Here is a 14,297-nt window from a genome sequence, read left to right as displayed (position 1 = left end):
CCGTGCGCGGATCCGGAAAACCTCAGCCTTGACGACACACCGGATCAGCCGGATGACCGAGGCCGGAGAGGTCTGGTGGTCCTACCGTTGTCTCCCGTGGACAGTCATCGGGGCCAATGGCCCATCGCCGCCGTTCTCGCCCTCCTGATGGTGGGCGAGCTCCTGATCATGGGTGAACCCGGCAGAGCCGGGGCGCTGGTGTGGCTGTTGACGGTGCCGGTCTGCATCGCGGCCGTGACCTCGTTCAAGTCGCGGGCCTTCACCATCCCGGTCACCGTGGTGTCGATCTTCCTCACGTCGTTCGTCATCGCGTACTTCCAGGTGAACGTGCCGACGATCCTCAGCCCCCTGACCATCGCCGAAACCGCCGCGTGCCTGGTCATCACCGCCGTCGTCGTCCGCGAGGAACCCCGCCGCGCCGCCACGTGGTCGGTCGGCTCGCTGGTCGCCGTGAGCTTCTTCGCCGCCATCGTGCGCGACAACTGGCTGTCGGGCAGCAACTACAACGAGATGCTCGGCTCGCTAGTGCTGGGCTTCACCGCCGTCGGCACCGGCCTGTACTTCCGCGCCCGCGACACCGAGAGCGGCCGCCTGATCGCCGCCGCCGTCACCGACGCCCAGAAGGAAGAACGCATCGCACTGGCCCGCGAGCTCCACGACGTCGTCGCCCACCACGTGACGGGCATGCTCGTGCAGGCCCAGGCCGCCCTGGAGGTCTCCGACGACGACCCGCGCGCCGCGCACCGGCTGCTGCCCGGCATCGTCCGTTCGGGCACCGAGGCCCTGGGAGCGATGCGCCGCCTCGTCGGCACGCTGCGCCAGGGCGAGAACGAGGCGGCCACCACCGACCTCGCCGCCGACGTCATCGCGGCCGTCGAACGCACCCGCGAACTCGGCTTCGAGACCCGCCTGCGCATCGACCTGCCCGACGACGTGGCCCCCGAGCTCGGCCGCTCGGTGCTGCGCCTGGTCCAGGAGTCGCTCACCAACGTGCACAAACACGCGGTCTCGCCCACCCTGATCGACGTGGAGATCTCGCGGACGCCCGGCGGGGCGTTGCGCGTGGTCGTGGCCGACGACGGACAGCTGCACGAGCTGAACCAGGGTGGCTACGGTCTCGTAGGCATGCGTGAGAGGGTCGACCTGCTCGGCGGCCTGTTCTCGGCGGGCCCGCGTGAGAACGGCTGGCAGGTGCTCGCCGAGCTACCCCTGGAAGGGACGAAGTGATCTCGGTTCTCATCGCCGACGACCAGGAGATGGTCCGCGTCGGGTTTCGGATGATCCTGGAGAAGCAGCCGGACATCACCGTCGTCGCCGACGTGCCCGACGGGATCGCGGCCGTCACCGCCGCCCGTGAGCACAAGCCGGACGTGGCGCTGCTGGACATCCGCATGCCGGGGCTCGACGGGCTCGAGGTGACCAAGAAGCTGTCGCCCACGACGAAGGTGGTCGTGGTGACGACGTTCGACCTGGACGAGTACGTCCACACCGCACTGGAGAACGGGGCCTCCGGGTTCCTGACCAAGGACGCCGGTCCGGCGCTGCTCGTCGAGGCCGTCCGGGCCGCGGCTGCGGGCAACGCGCTGATCTCGCCCCAGGTGACCGTGCGGATGCTGGAGCACTTCGCCCGGCCCGCCCAGCGACCCGACCTGTCGTTGCTCACCGCACGGGAGCAGGACGTGGTCCGGGAGGTGGCTCGGGGGCTCAGCAACCAGGAGATCGCGTCGTCGCTGTTCCTGTCGCTGTCCACGGTGAAGACGCACCTGGCCTCGGTGCAGACGAAGCTGAACGTGCGCAACCGCGTCGGGATCGCCTCGTGGGCGTGGCGGGCCGGGCTGGTGAACTCGTGAGCGAGCAGCCGGGGTCGGAGTTCCCGCGTGCCATCGGCAAGGTGGCCAACCGCGAGCTGGTCGCGAACGGGTACACGACGTACGACTCGCTGACGGAGGTGTCGGAGAAGACGTTGCTGAAGATCCACGGCGTCGGCCCGAAGGCCGTCAGGATCCTGGGGGAGGAGCTGGCGGCGCAGGGCAAGGCCTACGCCGCCGACCAGTCCTAGACACCCATCGGGTGCCAGACCGTCTTCGTCTCCAGGAACGCGCGCAGGCGGGACATGTCCGGCGTGACGGTGAAGTCCTCGCTGGGCTTGTTGCGCAGCACGCGCTTCACGGTGCCCGCCGCCGAGCGCTCGAGGTCCGCGCGGATCGACTCCGGCGCTCCCGTCAGGTCCAGCGCGTTCACGTCGCCGTGCGAGGCGAGCCACGGGGCGATCTCCGCCGTGCGGCCGGTGATGATGTTGACCACGCCACCGGGCACGTCGCTCGTGGCGAGCACCTCGGACAGCGTGATCGCCGGGAGCGGGCGGTCCTGCGAGGTGATGACCACGCACGTGTTGCCGGAGGCGATCACCGGTGCGATCACCGAGATCAGGCCCAGCAACGACGACTGCTGCGGGGCCAGCACGGCGACCACGCCCGTCGGTTCCGGGGTGGAGAACGAGAAGTACGGGCCCGCCACCGGGTTCGAGGAACCCAGCACGGCCGCGATCTTGTCCGTCCAGCCCGCGTACCAGACCCAGCGGTCGATCGCGGTGTCCACGAGGGACTGCGCCTTCTTCGCCGGCACGCCCTCCGAGGTGGCGACCTCGGCGATGAACTGCTCGCGGCGGCCTTCCAGCACCTCGGCCACGCGGTACAGGACCTGGCCGCGGTTGTAGGCCGTCGTGCCGGACCAGCCCGCGAAGGCCTTGCGGGCGGCGGAGACCGCGTCCCGCGCGTCCTTGCGCGAGCCCTGGGCGGCGTTCGCGAGGAACGTGCCCTTCGCGTCGGTCACCGGGTAGCTGCGGCCCGACTCGGAGCGCGGGAACTTGCCGCCGATGTAGAGCTTGTAGGTCTTCGCGACCGTGATGCGATCAGACATCGAGGTAGGCCTCCAGACCGGTGCGGCCGCCCTCACGGCCGAAGCCCGACTCCTGGTACCCGCCGAACGGGGCGGTCGGGTCGAAGCGGTTGAACGTGTTGGACCAGACGACGCCGGCGCGCATGCGTTGTGCCATCCAGAGAATGCGCGAGCCCTTCTCGGTCCAGACACCGGCGGACAGGCCGTAGGGCGTGTTGTTCGCCTTGGCCACGGCCTCTTCCGGCGTGCGGAAGGTCAGGACGGACAGCACCGGGCCGAAGATCTCCTCGCGGGCGATGCGCATCGCCTGCGACACACCGGAGAAGACGGTCGGAGCGAAGAAGAAACCCTTGTCCGGCAACGGGCACGACGACGTCCAGCGGGTCGCGCCCTCGGCCTCGGCCGACTCGGTCAGCTCCTTGATCTTGGCGAGCTGCTCGCGGGAGTTGATCGCGCCGACGTCGGTGTTCTTGTCGAGCGGGTCGCCGACCCGCAGCGTGCTGACGCGCGCGTGCAGCTTCTCGACCAGCTCGTCGGCGATGGACTCCTGCACCAGCAGGCGGGATCCGGCGCAGCAGACGTGGCCCTGGTTGAAGAAGATGCCGTTGACGATGCCCTCGACGGCCTGGTCGAGCGGGGCGTCGTCGAAGACGATGTTCGCCGCCTTGCCGCCCAGTTCCAGCGTGAGCTTCTTGGACGTGCCGGCGAGCTGGCCCTGGATGACCTTGCCGACGTCGGTCGAGCCGGTGAAGGCGACCTTGTCGACGTCCGCGTGCCCGACCAGCGCGGCACCGACGTCACCGGCACCGGGGATGATGTTGACGACGCCCGGCGGCAGGTCGCACTGCTGGATGATGTCGGCGAGCACCAGCGCGGTCAGCGGGGTGGTCTCGGCGGGCTTGAGCACGACGGTGTTGCCGCACGCCAGCGCCGGCGCGATCTTCCACGCGGCCATCAGCAGCGGGAAGTTCCACGGGATCACCTGGCCCGCGACGCCCAGCGGCTTCGGGTCCGGGCCGTAGCCCGCGTAGCCGAGCTTGTCCGCCCAGCCCGCGTGGTAGAAGAAGTGCGAGGCGGCCGTCGGGACGTCGACGTCGCGCGACTCCTTGATCGGCTTGCCGTTGTCGAGCGACTCCAGCACCGCGAGCTCACGGCCGCGTTCCTGGATCTGCCGCGCGATCCGGTAGATGTACTTGGCCCGCTCGGATCCGGGCATCTTCGACCACACGCGGTCGTAGGCCCTGCGCGCGGCCTTCACCGCGATGTCCACATCGGACTGCGACGCCGTGGAGACCTCGGCGAGCACCTCCTCGGTGGCCGGGTTGATCGTCTTGAGCGGCTCGCCGGTGCCCTCGACGAACTTGCCGTCGACGAACATCTTGTACGAGGGCTTGAGGTTCGCGATGTCCCGCGACTCGGGCGCGGGGGCGTATTCCCACATGTCTTCAGTCCACCGTCACGTAGTCCGGGCCGCTGTAGTGGCCGTCCAACTGGGTTCGACGCTGCATGAGCAGGTCGTTGAGCAACGTCGACGCGCCGAACCGGAACAGGTTCGGGTCGAGCCACTCCGGACCGGCCACCTCGTGCACGGCCACCAGGTACTTGATCGCGTCCTTGGTCGTGCGGATGCCACCGGCGGGCTTCACCCCGCGCAGCTCGCCGGTCTGGTCCTTCCAGTCCCGCACGGCCTGCAGCATCACGTGCGTCACCGGCAGCGTCGCGGCGGGCTGCACCTTGCCGGTCGACGTCTTGATGAAGTCGCCACCGGCCAGCAGCGCGAGCCACGACGCGCGGCGCACGTTGTCGTACGTCACGAGCTCGCCGGTCTCGAGGATGACCTTGAGGTGCGCGTCCCCGCAGGCTTCCTTGATCTTGACGATCTCCTCGAACACCTGCCCGTAGCGGCCGCTCAGGAACGCGCCGCGGTCGATCACCATGTCGACCTCGGAGGCGCCCTGCTCGACGGCGAAGCGGGTGTCGGCCAGCTTGATGTCCATCGTGCTGCGGCCGCTGGGGAACGCCGTCGCGACGCTGGCGACGTTGATCCCGGTGCCCACGAGGTCGTCGGCCGCCGTCTTCACCATGTCCGGGTAGACGCAGACCGCCGCGACCTTCGGCACGTCGGGCCGGTCGGGGTCGGGGCGCTTCGCCTTGGCGGCGAGGCTGCGCACCTTGCCGTGCGTGTCCGCGCCTTCGAGCGTGGTGAGGTCGACCATGCTGATCGCCAGGTCGATGGCGTGCAGCTTGGAGGCCTTCTTGATGCTCCGCGTGCCGAGGCCCGCGGCTCGTTGCTCGACGCCGACCTGGTCGACGCCGGGGAGCCCGTGCAGGAAACGCCGCAGCGACGATTCGTCGCGCGTGGCGTCAGCCAGGGCCGACGGCAGTGTCGTTGGAGCAGCCATGTCCTGGAGTCTAAGCGGAATGGGACGCCCGTCCTAAGTGAGGCGATTTCCGCAGGTCAGCACGGCTCAGCGGCACCGTTCGCTCGTCGATTTCCGGCGCGTCCTGGGCGGCGCTGCCGGTGCGTTTGAGCTTCTGCCACGGCAGCACCGCGCCGGCCAGCGCGGTGATCACGGACTGGATCACGACCAGGTACATGAGCTGCCGGTAGACGATCGGTTGCAGCGCGACGGCCCACAGCGGCCGCAGCCGCTCGCCGTCGAGCCGGAACGCGATCACCGCGGGGATCAGCTGCAGGGCCAGGAACCCGAGCCACGCGAGCGCACCGGCCACCGGATCGGTCCACAGGCTCAGCACCGCGAACACGTCGATCGCGGGGGCGAGCACCGGCAACGCCACCTGGTAGAGGAAGAGGTACGGCAGCGCGCGGCGGCCGAGCTTGCCGCCGAGGCCGCGTTCGAAGATCGCGCCGCGGTGCTTCCACATCGCCTGCAACGTGCCGTAGCACCAGCGGTAGCGCTGCCGCCACAGCTGCCCGAGGCTGGCGGGCGCCTCCGTCCACGCCCGTGCCGACTCCTCGTAGACCGCCGACCACCCGGCCCGTTCCAGGGCCATCGTCAGGTCGGTGTCCTCCGCCAGCGTGTCCTCCGGGACGCCGCCGACCTCGCGCAACGCCTCCACCCGGAAACCGCCGACCGCGCCGGGCACCGTCGGCATGCACTGCATGACGTCGTACATCCGGCGGTCGAGGTTGAAGCCGATCACGTACTCGATGTGCTGCCAGCGCCCCAGCAGGCCGGACCTGTTGCCCACCTTGGCGTTGCCCGACACCGCGCCGACCTCGTGGTCGGAGAAGGGCTGCACGAGGTTCCCGACGGTCTCCGGTTCCAGCACCGTGTCGCCGTCGACCATCACGACGAGCTCGGTGCGGGTGTGCCGCAGACCGGTGTTGAGCGCCGCCGCCTTCCCCGCGTTCTTCTGGCGCACCAGCGAGACGTTGGGCAGGCGCAGGCTCTGGACCACCTCGGACGTGCGGTCGGTCGAGCCGTCGTCGATCACGATCACGTGCACGGGCCAGGTGCTGGACAGGATCGTGCGGACGGTGGCCTCGACGCCGGCTTCCTCGTTGTACGCGGGGACCAGGACCGTCACCATCTGCGGACGCAACCGCGGCGCGTGCTTGCCGGGCTTTCGCCGCGCGTGGATCGCGGTCGTCACCAGCAGCACCGCGGCGCGGGCGAGCGCCAGCACGCTGGAGATCACGACGAGCCAGGTCAGCAGCTCCGTGACGAACCGCGAGAACCGCACCGCGAGCGACACGGCGGTGCCCTCGGCGCGTTCGGTCGCCGTCGCCGGACGGGTGGCCTGCGGCACGCCGAACGCGTCACGGGCGGTCTGGAACGCGAACCCGCGCTCCTTCAGGCTCGGGATCAGCTTCTCCAGCGCCGCAACGGTTTGCGACCGGTCACCACCGCCGTCGTGCATCAGCACCACGGCGCCCTTGTCGTCCTTCGGCGTGGAGTTCGCGACGATGGCGTCCGAGCCGGGTGTGCGCCAGTCCTCGCTGTCGAGGTCGGAGAGCAGCACGAGGTTGCCCGCCGCCGTGATCCGCTCGATGCCGACCAGGTCCTCGTCGTCCACGGCGTCCGGCCGGTTCGAGTACGGAGGCCGCACGAGCCGGCTGAACTCGCCGGTGCCGCTCGCCACCACGAGCCCGGTCTGCCCCAGCTCGACGCGGGCGCGGGTGTCGCCGACCTTGCCCAGGTCGACGTGGGTGAAGGAGTGCAGGCCCACCTCGTGACCCTCGGCGTGGACGCGTTCCAGCACGTCCTGGTGCTGCGCGGCGTTCGCGCCGGTCACGAAGAAGGTGGCCTTGACCTCGTTGCGCCGCAGCACGTCGAGGATCTTCGGCGTCCACTCGGGATCGGGTCCGTCGTCGAACGTCAGCACCACCGTGCGGTCCGGTGTCGTGCGCGAGCTGAGCCCGGAGCCGGTGTCACCCACCAGCGGACCGCCCTGGTGCACGGTCTCCGGCACGGTCCCGGAGGACCCCGCCGTCGGCTGCGCGCCCTGACCGACCCGTCCGACCACGAACGTGTCCAGCAACAACGCGCCGAGCAGCACCACCATGCTCAGCGCCAGCAGCACCCAGTGGGCGCGCGGCTGAGGCCTCACGGCTTGCCCTGGCCGGGCTCGCTCGGCCGGTTCGACGCACCCGGCGGATCGGTCCGCTTGTTGCCGTTCTCGGCCGTGGTGGTCGTCGTGGTGGTGTTCGCCACGGGGCGTGCCGTCGTGGTGGCCGGTGGCGTGGTGGTGGTTTCGTTGCGTGGCAACGATGTTGCTTCGGGTGACGAAGCAGGGGTGTCCGTCGTGGTGGTGACGGCGGGCTCGGCGGCCTCGGGGATGGGCAGCAGGGTCGTCGGGTTCACCGGGCCACCGGAGAGCGCGACGACGAGAAGCACCAGGTAGGCCAGCACGCCGACGGCGACTGCGCCCATGGCGATGCGCATCACCTTGCGGCGGCGGCCACTCGGATCAACGAACACGGGTCTGTCAGAGGGAGTCGTCATGACCTTCGCGGGGGAGTTGCGAGCGGACGCCGGAGGTTAACCGGCTGCGCCGCTCAGCGGAAGCCCCCTCAGCGCAGCGGTTCGGGCCCGTCGATGACGACGATCTCCCCGGCCCTGCCGCGTTCCTCGTAGAACTCCGCGACCTCGTTCAGGTCGTCGATCGGTTCGTACAGCCACGACCAGTTGCCCGGCAGCTTCGCCAGCTCGTCGCGCACGATCTTGAGCGCGTGGTCGAGGCGGTTGACGTCACGCCGGTGCCGGAAACCGGCCTGCTCGCTGGAGATGATCACGGTCCACCGGTGGGTGGCCCGTTCACCGTCCATCTTGAGCCAGACGCGCGCACCGGCCATCTCGGCCAGCTCCACGAAGTCCGCCAGCAGCATCAGTCGAGCAGTTCGCGCAGGATGCTCGACTTCTTCCGCTTCGGGCCCTTCACCTCGACGCCACCCATGATCGCCAGGCCGGTGATCCGCACGGTGGGTGCACCGGGGATGTGGCGGCGGCTCGGCACCCGCTCCTCGAAGGCGCCCATGAACCCGAACCCGTCGACCTTGACGTTGATGTCGTCGGGCACCCGGATCTCCACGCCGCCCCAGAACGCGAAGCAGCTGATCGTCACCTCGGCCTCGGCGAAGTTGGCGTGCGTCAGGTCGATCTCGATGCCGCCCATGATCGCGACGGCGTTGTGCATCCGGGGGACGACCCAGCCGCCCTTGCGGTTGACGCCCGACCAGAAGGCCACCGACACCGCGCTGCCCGGCTCGCCGCCGATGCGGTCGCTCACCGCCGGCTGGTACTGCGGCACGGCGGGGGTCTGCGGCAGGCCGCTCAGCACCAGGTCCGCGGTGATGGGGATGAGCTCGCCGTACGTCTTCGCGGCGTAGACCGCCCCGAGCCGCTCGTCCAGCTCGTGGATGTCGAGGCGGCCCTCGGCGGTCGCCTGGTGCAGCACCTGCGCGATCCGTTCCCGGTCCGCGTCGGAGGCGCGCAGGTGGCTCTGGTCGGCGGGTACCAGCTCGTCGCTCACCCGATCGAGTCTAAAGCTCTCACTTGCGGTTCGGTGCGTACTTGACGGTGATCGCGAAAGCGATCACGAGGAGCGCGGCGACCGCCGCCGCGAGGGCCGGGCTGTAGCCCCACGTCAGGGGCAGCACGCCGATCAACACGGCGAGTGACGCCGAAACACCCAGGATGACCAGCGGGGACTCGCACAACTGCTGGACGGGCTTCTGCTCGATCGTCACCGTTCGTACCTCCGCGTCTCAACTGGCTACGAGACTTTTCGGAGTCGCTTTGTCGATTCTTGATTCCCGGATCGGGTTGGGCGGCCCCCTGAACAGGTGGTCTCAGGGAGTCGGCCGGCGCAGCGGCAGCCCGGCCGCCCGGTAGATCGAGTCGATCACCGTCATGTTCTTCACCGCGTCGTCCGCGGTCGTCGGGAACGGCTTGCCGTGCAGCACGGCGGCGGTGAACGCGTCGAGCTGGTAGGCGTAGGTCGGGCGCTTCCCGAACGTCTCCGTCGACTTCTTGTCCTTGAGCCGCAACGACAAGCGGTGCGGCGCGTGCGGGCCGAGCGGGTTGAGGACGCTCAGCGTGCCGTTCTCGCCGATCGCCTTCATCGACAGCCTGAGCACCGTCGCCGACCACATCGAGGCGTGCACGGAACCCGTGTGGCCGGACGGGAAACGCAGCGAGGCGCGCATCGCGCGGTCGATCGAAGGCCCGCGCAGCAACGCTTTCGCCGACCGCACCTCGGGCTCCTCGTCGCCCAGCAGTCGCGCCATGTGCACGGCGTAGCAACCGGCGTCCATCATCGCGCCGCCCGCGAGCGAGAAGTCGTAGCGGATGTTGGAGAACACCGGCAGCGGGAAGCAGACCGAAGCCTCGACGTGCCGCAACGGGCCGAGCACCCCGGACCGCACGATCTCGGCGACGCGGATCGCCAGCGGGTGGTAGCGGTAGTGGAACGCCTCCATCACCACCAGGCCGGACGCGTTGGCGGCTGCGGCGACGGACGCGGCCTCGTCCGCGTTCGCGGTGAAGGGCTTCTCGCACAGCACGTGCTTGCCCGCTTCCAGAGCGGCCAGCGTCCACTTGCCGTGCAGGCCGTTGGGCAGCGGGTTGTAGACGGCGTCGACCGCCGGGTCCGCGAGCAGAGCCTCGTACGAGCCGTGCACGCGGGCGATGCCGTGCCTGTCGGCGAAGGCCTGCGCCCGGCCTGCCGAGCGCGCGGCGACCGCGACCACTTCGGCGACCGTCGAGGAGCGGGCCGGGCGGATGACGGCGGACGGCGTGATCGTGGCCGCGCCGAGCACTCCGATGCGCACGTGGTCTGTCACCCGGCCGACCCTACACCTCGTTGGTTAACACCGTTTACTCCACAAGGTCGCTCTCTCGTGGCGGGAAGAACGGGAACTCGTCGATCGGCGCGGGGCCGGACCAGTTCCACGACTGGATCTGGCGCCGCGACCGCCGGCCGAAGCACCCGCGCCAGAGTTCGTAGCCCTCGACCTCCAGGGTGATCGGCCCGTCGCCGAGGTCGCCGAACTCGGTCTTCACCGTCACGCCGGTCAGCCTGCGCGGCGTCAGCCACACCAGCGTCGGCTGCCACGCGGTGTCCGGCAGCCGTTCCCGGCCGAGCGCCGCGCGCAGGTCCGCCTCGTGCGTGAGCGTGTCCACCGCCAGCTGGAACGGGATGCGCGGCATCTCGGCGATCTTGTCGCCGGAGGCGTTCCACTCCTCCAGCAGGTCCTCCACCGGGACGTTCTCGCGCTCGGCGACGTGCCGCGCCGTCCACTCGTCCGACGGCGCTCCCTCCATGCGTCCGCTGACCAGGTCCGAGGCCGCGCCGGACAGGTGCGCGACCACCTGGTGCACGGTCCACTCAGGACAGGCGGGCACGGCTCGCCCCAGTTCGCCGGCGCTCAGGCCCATCGTCAGGCCGACGACGCGCTGACGTGCCTCGCGGTAGATCTCTTCGAACACCCCTAGCTCCTCCCAGCGGTTACGGTGTCGAGCATGGACGTCCTGGTCGTCGATCATCCACTCGCCAAGGCGAGACTCACAACGATGCGTGATGCGCGCACGGACAACGCCGCGTTCCGCGCCGCGTTGCAGGAACTGACCGTGATGCTGGTCTACGAAGCGATGCGCGAGGCGCCGCTGAAGGAAGACCGCACGCACACCCCGGTAGCCCGTACCACCGGCTACAAGCTCGCAAACCCGCCGTTGCTCGTCCCCGTGCTGCGGGCGGGGCTGGGCATGGCTGACCAGGCGCACAAGTTGATCCCGGACGCCCAGATGGGGTTCGTGGGCCTGGCGCGCGACGAGGAGACGTTGCAGCCGACGCCGTACATGGAGTCGCTGCCGGAGAACCTCGCCGGACGCCCCGTGTTCGTGCTCGACCCGATGCTCGCCACCGGCGGTTCGATGGCGTACACGATCCGCCTGCTGACCCAGCGCGGCGCGACCGACGTGACGGCGATCTGCGTGCTCGCGGCACCCGAGGGGATCAACCACCTCGAGGACTCGAAGCTCCCGTGCCGTCTCGTCACGGCCTCGGTGGACGAGCGGCTGAACGACTCCGGCTTCATCGTTCCCGGGCTGGGCGATGCCGGTGACCGTCTGTACGGGGCGGTTTAGGACATACCTCCGATCGGACGTAGCAGTGGTCTAGACCTCAGGCCTATCGTGCTGTGGACCACATCGCCGCTGCCGCGATTCGAATAGGAGTCACATGTCCAGACGGAGATGGGGTGCTGCCGCTCTCGCGGTCGGCGCCCTGTCCGCGTCGCTGGCTGTTGCGCCCGCGAACGCCGACGTCGAGACCAACGGGCACCACGGTTACTCGAAGACCCGCACCGTCGGGTACTTCATCCAGTGGGGCGTGTACGACCGGAACTTCCGGGTCAAGAACCTCGTGGACAGCGGGGCCGCCGCGCGGCTCACGCACCTGAACTACGCCTTCGGTTTCCTCGACGAGTCGGGCAAGTGCGTCAGCGCCGACCCGTGGGCGGACTGGCAGATGCCGCACACCGCGGAGCAGTCCGTGAGCGGCAAGGCGGACGAGGCCGGTCAGGTCCTCGCGGGCAACCTGAACCAGCTCAAGCAGCTCAAGGCCAAGTACCCCAGGCTGAGGATCAACATCTCGCTGGGCGGCTGGACGGGCTCGCGCTACTTCTCGAACGCCGCGCTGACGCCCGAGTCGCGCGCCGCGCACGTCAAGTCGTGCACCGACATGTGGATCAAGGGCAACCTGCCCGGCCTGCCGGAAGGTGCCGCCAAGGGCGTCTTCGACGGCATCGACCTCGACTGGGAGTGGCCCGGCAGCAACGGCAACATGACGCCGCCCAACGTCGTGCGCCCCGAGGACAAGCAGAACTTCACCAAGCTGCTCGCCGAGTATCGCAGGCAGATGGGCTGGAACCGCGACCTGACCGCGTTCCTGCCGGCCGACCCCAAGCAGGTCGACGCGGGCTTCGAGGTCCGGAAGGTGTTCTGCTACCTCACTTTCGGCACTCTGCAGGGCTACGACTACCACGGTGCCTGGGACGCCGCGGCGAACCAGCAGTCCGCGCTGCGGGTGCCGAAGGGCGACCCGTCGGAGTTCGAGTTCAGCTCCGAGGTGACGGTCAACGCGTGGCTCTCGCGTGGTGCCCCGCGCTCCAAGGCCGTGCTCGGTGTGCCGTTCTACGGCCGCGGCTGGGACGGCGTCGCCCCCGGCACGCGCAACGGCCTGTTCGGCACCGGTGTGCCGGCGCCCGCCAAGTACGAGGCCGGTTACGAGGACTTCCACCGCATCAAGGCGAAGCTCTCCGAGCCCGGCAACACCTACAAGATCTACCGCGACGAGAAGGCCGGCTTCGCGTGGATCTACGACGGCAAGACCTGGTGGACCTACGACGACGCGACCGAGATGAAGCGGAAGGCGCGCTACATCAACGACCGCAGGCTCGGCGGCGCGATGATCTGGTCGCTCGACGGCGACACGCCGCAGGGCGAACTGATCAAGGCGCTCGACGGGGCCCTGAAGTAGGACCGCACCACCGAGACGGACTGTCCTAACCGGACAGTTCAGCGGGTCCGGGGAGGTTTCGCGGCGGCCGCCTCCCCGGATTCCGTGGTGTTCAGAGAGAGTTCCCCGGATCCGTGCGCCAGCCCCTGCCGTGCGCCCGCAACGCCAGTTCGTAGGTGGCGGCCGCGTCGACGCCGGGCGGCAGGTTCCCGTTGAGCTCCAGGCTCACCAGGCCGTGCGCGATGCCCCACATGGACATCGCGATCTGCTCCGGGTCCTCCTCGAGGTACACCCCCTGCTCCACCGCGCGCCGCACCGCGTTGATCACCGGCGCGAACGTCCTGCCCGCCGCGCGGCTCATCTCCGACGTGTGCTCGACGACCTTCGAGTAGAGCACCGAGTAGAACTGCGGGTCCCGCAGCGCGCTGCGCCGGTACGCGAGGCCGATCTGCAGGAGGTCCTCCGCGGGGTCGTCGGTGACCGGCACCGCCGCGAGGCTCGTCCCGAACCGGGTGAACGCCTCCTCGTAGAGCGCCTCGAGCAACGCCGGTTTTCCGCCGAAGAGGGAATAGACCGCCGTCGTCGAGGTGTTGACGTCGGTGGCGATCTTGCGCAGGCTCACCGCGGCGGGGCCCTCGGTGCTGAGCAACTCGCCCGCCCGTTCGAGCAGCCGCCGTCGCAGAGCGTCGTCGTGGGTCTTGGGCCTGGGCATCACGCAATCCTAACGGCCGCTGGCCTGAGTGGTATCAGGTTGATACCGTCACTCCATGGCGATGACCTTGCGGTTGACCGAGGAGGAGAACCTGCGGCTCGCCGAACTGGCGCAGTCCGAGGGGCGCTCCAAGCAGGAGGTCGTGCGGCTCGCGATCGCGGACCGCTACCAGCGCATGCAGCAGGAGGAGAAGCTCGGCGAGGTGCTCGGGCGAGTCCTGCCCAAGTACCGAGGTCTTTTGGATAGGCTCGGATCTTCCTGAAACTGTCAGACCTCTGTGATCAACTGGATGCCGTGATCTCCTACCTCGACGCCGGGGACCTGTTGGTGCTGGCCACGGCCGTGACCGGTGGCGATCTCCTCGTCCGGGACATCGGCCTGCTGGACACGGCGGCCTACCGTCCCCGCGCGACCGTGCTCGGCGTGGAGGCTTACGACACGCTGTGGCTGAAGTCCTCCGCCCTGCTCGACTCGATCGTCCGGACCCGCCCTCTCGTCGAGGGCAACTGGCGGCTCGCCTGGGTCGCCGCCGTCACGATGTGCGACATCAACGGCTACTGGATCGACGCCGACGAGGACGACGCGCTCGACCTCGTCCGCTCCCTCGGCCGCGACAAGATCGACGTGCCGGAGATGGCCGGCCACCTCGAAGCGTGGGGCATCTCGAAGGATTCCGCTTGACCTAGAGTGCACTCCAGGTCAT

The 14,297-nt window shown here is 69.4% G+C and carries 18 protein-coding genes; 7 read left to right on the top strand and 11 right to left on the bottom strand.

Translation table 11 applies throughout. The features are described from left to right. The first annotated feature begins 96 nt into the window (after positions 1-96). Genes ORI60_RS20315 through ORI60_RS20305 form a run of 3 tightly spaced genes read left to right on the top strand, consistent with a single transcriptional unit; the run spans position 97 to position 2,059 of the window. Positions 97-1,227 carry a sensor histidine kinase gene (locus ORI60_RS20315; RefSeq protein WP_266039236.1) on the top strand — a complete coding sequence of 377 codons (1,131 nt, stop codon included), beginning with the start codon at positions 97-99 and terminating at the stop codon, positions 1,225-1,227. Further along, a complete protein-coding gene (locus tag ORI60_RS20310; RefSeq protein WP_266039235.1) occupies positions 1,224-1,850 on the top strand; it encodes a response regulator in 627 nt (208 codons plus the stop codon). Before ORI60_RS20315 ends, ORI60_RS20310 begins: the two co-directional genes overlap by 4 nt. Further along, positions 1,847-2,059, top strand: a complete 213-nt coding sequence (locus tag ORI60_RS20305; protein ID WP_266039234.1) for a hypothetical protein — start codon at positions 1,847-1,849, stop codon at positions 2,057-2,059. Before ORI60_RS20310 ends, ORI60_RS20305 begins: the two co-directional genes overlap by 4 nt. Here ORI60_RS20305 and ORI60_RS20300 read toward each other — a convergent pair. From ORI60_RS20300 to ORI60_RS20255, 10 genes are all read right to left on the bottom strand, one after another. Next, positions 2,056-2,919, bottom strand: coding sequence for an aldehyde dehydrogenase family protein (locus ORI60_RS20300; protein WP_266039233.1), 864 nt, complete (start codon positions 2,917-2,919; stop codon positions 2,056-2,058). The genes ORI60_RS20305 and ORI60_RS20300 overlap by 4 nt on opposite strands. Next, positions 2,912-4,339, bottom strand: coding sequence for an aldehyde dehydrogenase family protein (locus ORI60_RS20295; protein ID WP_266039232.1), 1,428 nt, complete (start codon positions 4,337-4,339; stop codon positions 2,912-2,914). The genes ORI60_RS20300 and ORI60_RS20295 overlap by 8 nt, the downstream gene beginning before the upstream one ends. 4 nt (positions 4,340-4,343) lie before the next feature. Further along, on the bottom strand, positions 4,344-5,300 hold the full coding sequence (gene deoC, locus ORI60_RS20290; protein WP_266039231.1) for a deoxyribose-phosphate aldolase: 957 nt from the start codon (positions 5,298-5,300) through the stop codon (positions 4,344-4,346). A 10-nt stretch (positions 5,301-5,310) separates the two neighbouring features. After that, positions 5,311-7,473: a bifunctional polysaccharide deacetylase/glycosyltransferase family 2 protein gene (locus ORI60_RS20285; RefSeq protein ID WP_266039230.1), complete on the bottom strand. Its 2,163-nt coding sequence runs from the start codon at positions 7,471-7,473 to the stop codon at positions 5,311-5,313. Further along, the gene (locus ORI60_RS20280) at positions 7,470-7,796 is read right to left on the bottom strand and encodes a hypothetical protein (protein ID WP_266039229.1); all 327 of its coding nucleotides are present in this window, start codon (positions 7,794-7,796) and stop codon (positions 7,470-7,472) included. Before ORI60_RS20280 ends, ORI60_RS20285 begins: the two co-directional genes overlap by 4 nt. Positions 7,797-7,936: 140 nt before the next feature. After that, a complete protein-coding gene (locus ORI60_RS20275; protein WP_266039228.1) occupies positions 7,937-8,251 on the bottom strand; it encodes a hypothetical protein in 315 nt (104 codons plus the stop codon). Then, positions 8,251-8,895, bottom strand: coding sequence for a DUF1707 SHOCT-like domain-containing protein (locus tag ORI60_RS20270; RefSeq protein WP_266039227.1), 645 nt, complete (start codon positions 8,893-8,895; stop codon positions 8,251-8,253). The genes ORI60_RS20275 and ORI60_RS20270 overlap by 1 nt, the downstream gene beginning before the upstream one ends. A gap of 19 nt (positions 8,896-8,914) precedes the next feature. Continuing rightward, positions 8,915-9,112: a hypothetical protein gene (locus tag ORI60_RS20265; protein ID WP_266039226.1), complete on the bottom strand. Its 198-nt coding sequence runs from the start codon at positions 9,110-9,112 to the stop codon at positions 8,915-8,917. Between the two features lie 102 nt (positions 9,113-9,214). Next, entirely contained in the window at positions 9,215-10,207 is a 993-nt protein-coding gene (locus ORI60_RS20260; protein ID WP_266039225.1) for a Gfo/Idh/MocA family protein, read from the bottom strand. A 34-nt stretch (positions 10,208-10,241) separates the two neighbouring features. Next, a complete protein-coding gene (locus ORI60_RS20255) occupies positions 10,242-10,853 on the bottom strand; it encodes a maleylpyruvate isomerase family mycothiol-dependent enzyme (RefSeq protein WP_266039224.1) in 612 nt (203 codons plus the stop codon). 33 nt (positions 10,854-10,886) lie between these two features. On the opposite strand from ORI60_RS20255, the gene upp reads away from it, so the two are divergent. After that, entirely contained in the window at positions 10,887-11,510 is a 624-nt protein-coding gene (gene upp, locus ORI60_RS20250) for a uracil phosphoribosyltransferase (protein ID WP_266039222.1), read from the top strand. A gap of 94 nt (positions 11,511-11,604) precedes the next feature. Next, positions 11,605-12,903: a glycoside hydrolase family 18 protein gene (locus tag ORI60_RS20245; RefSeq protein WP_266039220.1), complete on the top strand. Its 1,299-nt coding sequence runs from the start codon at positions 11,605-11,607 to the stop codon at positions 12,901-12,903. Between the two features lie 91 nt (positions 12,904-12,994). Here the strand turns inward: ORI60_RS20245 and ORI60_RS20240 are convergent, their stop codons facing one another. After that, a complete protein-coding gene (locus tag ORI60_RS20240) occupies positions 12,995-13,594 on the bottom strand; it encodes a TetR/AcrR family transcriptional regulator (protein WP_266039219.1) in 600 nt (199 codons plus the stop codon). 55 nt (positions 13,595-13,649) lie between these two features. Between ORI60_RS20240 and ORI60_RS20235 the strand changes: the two genes are divergently transcribed. After that, positions 13,650-13,856, top strand: coding sequence for a ribbon-helix-helix protein, CopG family (locus ORI60_RS20235; RefSeq protein WP_030478506.1), 207 nt, complete (start codon positions 13,650-13,652; stop codon positions 13,854-13,856). A gap of 32 nt (positions 13,857-13,888) precedes the next feature. Beyond that, on the top strand, positions 13,889-14,275 hold the full coding sequence (locus ORI60_RS20230) for a type II toxin-antitoxin system death-on-curing family toxin (protein ID WP_266039215.1): 387 nt from the start codon (positions 13,889-13,891) through the stop codon (positions 14,273-14,275). The last annotated feature ends 22 nt before the right edge of the window (positions 14,276-14,297 follow it).

The sequence above is a fragment of the Lentzea sp. NEAU-D7 genome (assembly GCF_026242055.1).
In the GTDB taxonomy this organism is placed as follows: domain Bacteria; phylum Actinomycetota; class Actinomycetes; order Mycobacteriales; family Pseudonocardiaceae; genus Lentzea.
Note: the sequence above shows the minus strand (reverse complement) of the source record. Positions and strands in the feature narration are given on the sequence as shown.